The sequence below is a fragment of the Gemmobacter denitrificans genome (genome assembly GCF_036964905.1).
Classification (GTDB): Bacteria; Pseudomonadota; Alphaproteobacteria; order Rhodobacterales; family Rhodobacteraceae; genus Gemmobacter; species Gemmobacter denitrificans.
Genome location: NZ_JBALHR010000020.1, coordinates 47,025 through 54,841 on the forward strand (window position 1 = coordinate 47,025; position 7,817 = coordinate 54,841).

The 7,817-nt window shown below is 61.7% G+C and carries 6 protein-coding genes; 2 read left to right on the plus strand and 4 right to left on the minus strand.

Translation table 11 applies throughout. From position 1 onward, the window contains the following. The first annotated feature begins 92 nt into the window (after positions 1 to 92). Complete coding sequence (locus V6590_RS19340; RefSeq protein ID WP_335425348.1) at positions 93 to 3,185, plus strand: M10 family metallopeptidase C-terminal domain-containing protein; 3,093 nt, start codon at positions 93 to 95, stop codon at positions 3,183 to 3,185. 129 nt (positions 3,186 to 3,314) lie between these two features. Here V6590_RS19340 and V6590_RS19345 read toward each other — a convergent pair whose 3' ends face one another. The 4 genes from V6590_RS19345 to V6590_RS19360 are packed head-to-tail and all read right to left on the minus strand — an operon-like array spanning position 3,315 to position 6,831. Further along, the gene (locus tag V6590_RS19345; protein WP_335425349.1) at positions 3,315 to 4,139 is read right to left on the minus strand and encodes a metal ABC transporter permease; all 825 of its coding nucleotides are present in this window, start codon (positions 4,137 to 4,139) and stop codon (positions 3,315 to 3,317) included. Next, positions 4,136 to 5,014 (minus strand): metal ABC transporter permease, encoded by an 879-nt coding sequence (locus V6590_RS19350; RefSeq protein ID WP_335425350.1) that lies wholly within the window; start codon positions 5,012 to 5,014, stop codon positions 4,136 to 4,138. The genes V6590_RS19345 and V6590_RS19350 overlap by 4 nt, the downstream gene beginning before the upstream one ends. Beyond that, complete coding sequence (locus tag V6590_RS19355) at positions 5,011 to 5,904, minus strand: manganese/iron ABC transporter ATP-binding protein (protein ID WP_434063294.1); 894 nt, start codon at positions 5,902 to 5,904, stop codon at positions 5,011 to 5,013. Before V6590_RS19355 ends, V6590_RS19350 begins: the two co-directional genes overlap by 4 nt. Positions 5,905 to 5,934: 30 nt before the next feature. Continuing rightward, entirely contained in the window at positions 5,935 to 6,831 is an 897-nt protein-coding gene (locus V6590_RS19360; RefSeq protein ID WP_434063295.1) for a metal ABC transporter substrate-binding protein, read from the minus strand. 669 nt (positions 6,832 to 7,500) lie between these two features. On the opposite strand from V6590_RS19360, the gene V6590_RS19365 reads away from it, so the two are divergent. Beyond that, a partial coding sequence (locus V6590_RS19365) for a major capsid protein (protein ID WP_335425352.1) occupies positions 7,501 to 7,817 on the plus strand: 317 nt, incomplete at its 3' end.

Here is a 7,817-nt window from a genome sequence, read left to right on the forward strand (position 1 = left end):
CAAAAATGGCAGCCTCACCCAAACAGGTGATGGGTCTATGCAAAAGGTTTAGTCTATGATGCGCCCATTCAATTTTGACAACGGTGGGCGAAATGGCATTTTTCACGGGTGACGACAGGAACGAAACCTTCAACGGCACAGCCGACTCAGATCAGGCGGTGATGGCTGGCGGGAATGATCGCGCCAATGGGGGCTTTGCCTTCGACAATCTGAACGGCGGTGAAGGGAATGACACCCTGCGCGGCGATCAACAGGGCGACGTTCTGAACGGAGATGCCGGAAATGATCTGATCGAAGGCGGGTCTGGCAGCGATTTCCTGTATGGCGGCCCCGGTGCCGATACGATGAACGGCGGGTCGGGCAACGATTTTTTCACTGTGGTCAGCACCAGTTTCACCGATTTCGCGGGTGATGTGCTGGATGGCGGATCGGGTCTGGACAATTTGACCCTGAACTACAGCCTGCGCAGCTCTGCCGTCACTCTGGCGATTGGCGACTGGATCACCCAGCAGACCCTGACCGGCAATATCCGCATCCGCTGGATCGACCAGTTCGACATCACCGGCACCACCGCCAATGACCGCATGACCGGCGGCATGTTCAACGACTGGCTGCGCGGCAATGAGGGCAATGACCGGCTGGATGGCGGCGGTGGCAACGATTCCGTTGGCGGCGGGGATGGCAATGACACGCTTCGCGGCGGCAAGGGCAATGACCTGCTGAACGGTGAAGGTGGCGACGACGTTCTGGATGGCGATGAAGGGTATTCGCAACTCTATGGCGGCGCGGGCAATGACACGCTGAATGGCAGTTTCACCGCCCTTTATGACGGTGGCGAAGGCAATGACCTGCTCAATGGTGGCCAGTTCACCGACAACATGACCGGCGGCGCGGGCAATGATGTGCTGCGCGGCCGTGATGGCGATGATTTCCTGCAGGATTACGTCGGCAATGATCTTCTGGATGCAGGCAATGGCAATGACCGCGTCCGTATCACCTATAACGAAGGCCGCGATACACTGCGCGGCGGCACTGGATCGGACACGCTGATCCTGGACAGTCTGACCGCAAGCTTCACGGCCAAGGCACCTGGCAGCGTGATCAGGCTGGCAGGCGGCACCACCGTTACAGGGTTCGAACATTATGAACTGAACGGCAGCGGCACGGCGAACTTTGTGTACAAGACGCTTGGCGGCAATGACCGGCTGACCACCGGATCGGGCAATGACAAGATCACCGCAGGCGCGGGCAATGACACGCTGAACGGCGGGGCGGGTCGCGATACGCTGTATGGCGGCGCAGGCGATGACTTCCTCAACGTCAACGGCACGGGTGGCGGCAATGTGCTGGATGGTGGCGCAGGGCGGGATCAGCTTCAGCTGTCTTTCTTTGGCGAAACCATCAATCAGACGCTGTCGGTCACCGGCCTGTCAGGCAAGGTGACCGGCGGCACGGTGCTGCGCGGGATCGAGACGGTCAGCATCTCTTTCGGGTCTGGCAATGACCGCATCGCATCGGTGGGTCAGTTGCAGCAGCTCAGCGCAAATGGCGGGGCAGGCAATGACACCCTGATCGGGACTGCCAACAACTATGACAATCTGTCGGGTGATGATGGCAATGACCGGCTGGATGGCAAGGCGGGGGACGATTACCTGAATGGCGGGCGCGGCGACGACACGCTGATCGGTGGCGATGGCAACGACAACCTGAACGACCAGGGCGGCACCAACGAATTGTTCGGCGGCGCGGGCGACGACATGGCCTATGTCAGTGACAGCTTTAGCAATGAAGCGGGCAATTACATCATCGACATGGGCGCGGGGAATGACAGCGTGACCCGCAGCTGGGGCACGACGGGCACGTTTGATGCGAAGGGCGGAACGGGTGAAGATCACCTTAGTCTGGATCTGTCGCGCGAAACCGACGATCTGGTTTTCCGCCTGGCCACGACCCGTAGCCTGCTGGCAGGCAATATCAAGGTCAGCGGCTTTGAACGCCTGACACTATCCGGCGGCAGCGGTGATGACATCTTTGCGGGTGGAAACCTGATCGACAACCTGAATGGCGGCGAAGGCGATGATAGCATTGAGGGCCTTGGCGGAAATGACTTACTGACAGCCGGAGCCGGGACCGATACCCTGCGTGGCGGGGCCGGGAACGACACGCTGACCGGTGGCGCGAGCTTCTTCGGAACCGATGTCGGTGACATTCTGGATGCCGGTTCGGGGAATGACGTGGTCAATGCGGGGCTGGGGGCCACGGCAACAGGTGGTTCGGGCAGCGACTACCTGTTCCTGAACGTCACGCAGGCGACCAACAACATCACGCTGAACATCGCGGCAAAAACCGTGCAGCGCATTGATGCCGATACCTCGGTTTCCGGTTTTGAACAGCTCAGCTTCAACGGCGGCAGCGGCAATGACAAGGTCACTGGCGGCAAGCTGGCGGATCAGCTGAACGGATTTGGCGGCAATGACACGCTGACCGGTGGCGCAGGCAATGACATTCTCAGCGATGGCGCGGGCAATGACCGGCTGTTTGGCGGCGCGGGGGATGACAGTATGTCACGCACCGACGCAACCGGCACCGATGTGATGGATGGCGGTTCTGGCCGCGATACGGTCACCATCAGCGCAGGGATCGCCTCTGTCGTGCTTGATCTGGCCAATCAGAACCGAAATGACGGATCGGCCAAGGGTCTGCGTCTGGAGAATTTCGAAGTCTATGTCGGCGGCTTCCAGGACGATGAAATGCTGGGCTCCGCCAAGGGTGAAGAACTGCAAGGCAGCTTTGGCGATGATATCCTGAATGGGCGGGCCGGCAATGATACGCTGGTGGGCGGGGCCGGTGATGACTGGCTGACCGGTGGTGCAGGGGCCGATCACTTCCTGTTCGACTTCGGCTCGCGCGGAAACGCCGGTGACATCATCACCGATTTCACCCGCGGCAGCGACAAGCTGGTTTTGGCCTCGTTCCAGTGGACTTTCCTTCCGGGAGCCGAGGTGCGTCTGGTGACCGGGGCCAACCCGGTGGCCCGCAGTGCCGAAGCGACCTTCCTGTTTGAAACCGACAATGGCCGGCTCTGGTTCGATGCAGATGGCAATGGCGATTTTGCCGAGGCCGAATTCATCGCCCAACTGCAGGGCGTCACGGCGCTGTCGGTCAACGATTTCGTCGTCCTGTAACCCCGGTTTCAGACGCCGAAAGGCGGGGCCACCTGGCCCTGCTGTGCGATCCGGTCGGTCGGTGTGTCCCCTCGCGCTGAACCGGCCGGGCCACGATCCAAGGCATGCCTGCGGGCTTTCATCCGAATGTCAGGCTGCGCGACGCTGCTGCAGGCTTCTGCGCAGAAAGGCCAGTACAAAAATGGCCGTCAGGATCAGCACGATGGTCGGTGCAGGCGCGCTGTCCAGAAAGAAGCTGGCATAACACCCTGCCAGCATCGCCCCCATGCAGACCAGCACCGATACCACCAGCATCCAGCCGAAACTGCGGACCAGTAGAAACGCGATGGCACCCGGCGCAATCAGCAGGCCTACGGCCAGGATCAGGCCTGTCGCGGTCAGCGTGGCGACGATGGTCAGCGACAGGATGGTCAGCAGCCCGTAATGCATCAGCCCGACAGGCAGGCCCGCCACCCGCGCCTGAGCCGGGTCGAAGGCATGAAGCATCAGGTCTTTCCAGCGCAACACCAGCAGGGCCGAAACCGGCAAGGCGATCCAGAAGGCCGTCTGCAGATCCTGCGCGCCCACGCCCAGCATGTTGCCAAACAGGATGTGATCCAGATGCAGATCGGTCGGAATGGCGGTGAACAGCACGATGCCAAGGCCGAACATGCCGGAAAATACGACACCCATGACCGTATCGCGCTTTACCCGGCTGTTATCGGCCAGAAAGCCGGTCACCAAAGCCGTGACCATTCCTGCCAGAAAGGCCCCAAGGATCAGGGGCGCCCCAAGGATATGGGCAATCACCACGCCCGGCAGCACCGCATGGCTGACCGCATCGCCCATCAGCGCCCAGCCCTTCAGCACCAGAAAGCAGGACAGCAACGCCGTCGGAACCGAGACGATCACGGCAATCAGCAATGCATTCTGCATGAAGCCGAATTGCAGCGGCAGCAGCAATTGTTCGATCATGCCGCCCCCCCGTCCTGTGCCGGGGCATCCTTCAGTCCTGCCCGGGCACGGGCGCGCGCCGCCAGCAACCCATGCTGCGGAGCCCAGACAAAGGCTGCCAGAAACACCAGCGTCTGCAGCAGCACGATGATACCGCCCGTCGCCCCGTTCAGGAAAAAGCTGAGATAGGCACCCGACAGACTGGTCACTGTGCCGATCCCCACCGACAATGCGATCAACCTGGGGAAACGGTCAGTCAACAGATAGGCCGTGGCACCCGGCGTGACCACCATGGCAATCACCAGAAAGGCCCCCACCGTCTGCATCGCAGCCACGACCGAGGCCGAAAGCAACGTGAAGAACACCGCTTTCAACAGGCCGGGCCGCAACCCGATGGACCTTGCATGGGCCTCGTCGAAAAAGACCACCATCAGGTCTTTCCATTTCGCCAGCAGTACCAGGAGCGTGACCCCGCCAATGATCGCCAATTGCAGCGTATCGCCGGGGGTAATGGCCAGAATATTGCCCATGGTGATCGTCTGCACCGAAACCGCCATCGGATTGACCGACACCATGAACAGCCCCAGACCGAAGAACGAGGTGAAGATCAGCCCGATCACCACATCGGGCTTCAGCCCCGATCGGTCAGACAGGAACAGCATCGCCGCCGCCGCCAGCCCGCCCGACAGAAAGGCGCCAAGCGCGAAAGGCAGGCCCAGAAGATAGGCCCCCGCCACCCCCGGCACCACGGAATGTGACAGCGCATCCCCGATCAGTGACCAGCCCTTCAGCATCAGATAGCTGGACAGAAAGGCGCAGACCCCGCCAACCAGCGCCGAGACCCACATGGCATTGATCATGTAGCCATAGGCGAAGGGTTCCAGAAGCAGGGTCATGTCGCGCCATCCCGGGTGCGGGTGCGATCACCGTAATGCACCAGCGGGCGTTCATCATCGCTCAGGATCGTCACGGCCCGGCCATCGGCATCATCATGCAGGTCCGCCCCGGCAAGAGTGAACTGACGCAAGACCCCGCCAAAGGCCGCGGCCAGATTGTCGCGGGTAAAGATGGCCTCGGTCGGACCATGGGCCAGCACTGTGCCCTTGACCAGCACCACCCGGTCGCAGAATTCGGGCACCGACCCAAGGTTGTGGGTTGAAACAAGCATCACCCGGCCTTCATCGCGCAAGCCCCGCAGCAGCGCGATGATCTGATCTTCGGTCTTTACATCAACGCCCGTAAAGGGTTCGTCCAGCAGGATCACCCGGCTTTCCTGCGCCAGCGCCCGCGCCAGAAAAACCCGTTTCTTCTGCCCGCCAGACAACTCGCCAATCTGGCGGTGCCGGAAATCCAGCATGTTCACCCGCGCCAGCGCCGCATCCACCGCTTGACGATCACTTGCGCGGGGCCGGCGGAAAAAGCCCATATGGCCATAGCGGCCCATCATCACCACATCTTCGACCAGCACGGGGAAAGACCAGTCCACCTCTTCGCTTTGCGGCACATAGGCCACCAGATTGCGACGCAAGGCCTGTTGCACTGTCAGGCCCAGAAGCCGGATCTCGCCCCGGGCCAGCGGGACAAACCCCATGATTGCCTTGAACAGCGTCGATTTCCCGGCACCATTGACCCCGACCAAAGCAGTGATTGTGCCGGTGGGCAGGGCAAAGCTGGCACCCTGCAGCGCGGTATGGCCATTGCGATAGGTCACCGTGACGTCGCGGGCGGTGATCCCTGCACCCTCTGCCCGGTCTGGCATGGGGGAAGAGGGGCTGGCGTCATGCATCATCATTTGCCTTCTGGCCGCAGCGGCCGCTCAGTTGGGGGCCGAAGTCAGGCCACTGACAACGGTTTCCGTCGTGACGCGCAACAGATCAAGATAGGTCGGCACCGGGCCATCGGGTTCAGACAGGCTGTCCACATACAGCACCCCACCAAAAGCCGCACCGGTTTCCCGCGCGATCTGTTCAGCCGGGGCGCTGTTCACCGTGCTTTCGCAGAACACCGCGGGAATGTCATGCGCGCGTACCCCGTCAATCACGCTGCGCACCTGTTGCGGGGTTCCCATCTGATCGGAATTCATGGGCCACAGGTACAGTTCACGCAATCCCAGGTCACGGGCCAGATAGGGGAAGGCACCTTCGCAGGTCACCAGCCAGCGCCGGGCTTCTGGAATTGCGGCAATCTCAGCTTTCAGGGGCTCAAGCACGGCCCGCAACTGCGCCTTGTAGGTTTCGGCATTGCCTGCATAGATTGCGGCATTGGCCGGATCATGGGCCGCGAAGGCCGCCGCGATGTTGTCGATATAGATCAAGGCACTGTCGAGGCCCATCCAGGCATGGGGATTGGGCTTGCCTTCATAGGCCCCGGCGGTGATCGGCATCGGCGCGATCCCGTCGCTCAATGTGACCGAAGGAATGTCGCCCAGATTCCCCAGAAACTGTTCGAACCACAGTTCCAGATTCATCCCGTTCCACAGGATCAGATCGGCATCATGGGCACGCACAATGTCTTGCGGGGTTGGCTCGTAGCCATGCACCTCGGCCCCCGGCTTGGTGATCGACACCACATCCGCCGCATCGCCCGCCACATGCGCAGCCATGTCGGCCAGCACGGTGAAGGTGGTCACCACCTTCATCCTTTCCGCCTCGGCCATGGCCATGCCTGTCATCAGCGCCATGGCCGCCACCGCAGCGCCAAGCCCCGCCACCATTCTCTGCATCTGCCGCGTTCCCCATGTTGCCGGTCATGCCCGGCCACAATTGCGAATGAATCGCATATAGAGATAGCGGTCTTCTGGCAGGTTACAAGTGCAAATCATTCGCAACTAGGGCCGGAACCCACTATCCATCCGCTCCCAGCATGATACAGGCTCCGCAGAGAGACCGATCAATGAGCATACTCTTCTGGCTGACAGGCGCAGATGGCGCGGCACATCGTCGGCCTGGACGCCGTCTACGCCGGCCACCCGCCACCGCCACTGCTCACGCCCGTCAGCCTACTACGCCCGTGGCCTACTACCGTGAGCTGGGGTCTACGTCGAGACGGACTTCTGATCCGGCTTCATGGAAAATCAGCCGTGTGAAGTCCGGACCGGGCGACGTCAGAACGTGAAGCGCCGAACGCGTCTACCGTGCCCGGCAAGCCCCTGAGTGATCTGCAACCCTTCTGGCAGCGCGTCCGTGCCCGCGCCAGGGTATAGGACGTCCGCATCCACGACCTGCGCCACACCTTCGCGTCCACGGCTGTGGCTTCGAGTCTCGCCTACGACGCTACCGTCAATGACGGGGCCAAGATCACCACCAAGATCGGCCAACTGGCCGCCGCAGGCATCATCGCCCGCGACGGCGTCTGATCTCCCTCATTCCCCCGGAGCCCCACCATGACCCTCGTCCGCAATCCCTTCGACGCTGGCGGCTATTCGCTGGCCAAGATGACGCAGGCCATCAACATCCTGCCCAACCTCTACACCCGCCTCGCCCAGATCGGCCTCTTCCGCTTGGAAGGCGTCAGCCAGCCGTCCGTCATCATCGAGCAGTACGAAGGCGTCCTGAGCCTTCTGCCCTCCGTCCCCCTTGGCGACCCGGCCACAGTCGGCACCCGCGAAGGCCGGTCCATGTGGTTTGAACTGATGCGGTGGATGCCCCCACCCGACGGCATCGAGTGTGCCAAAGTGGTTTTGTTGGAACCGAGAAGAGG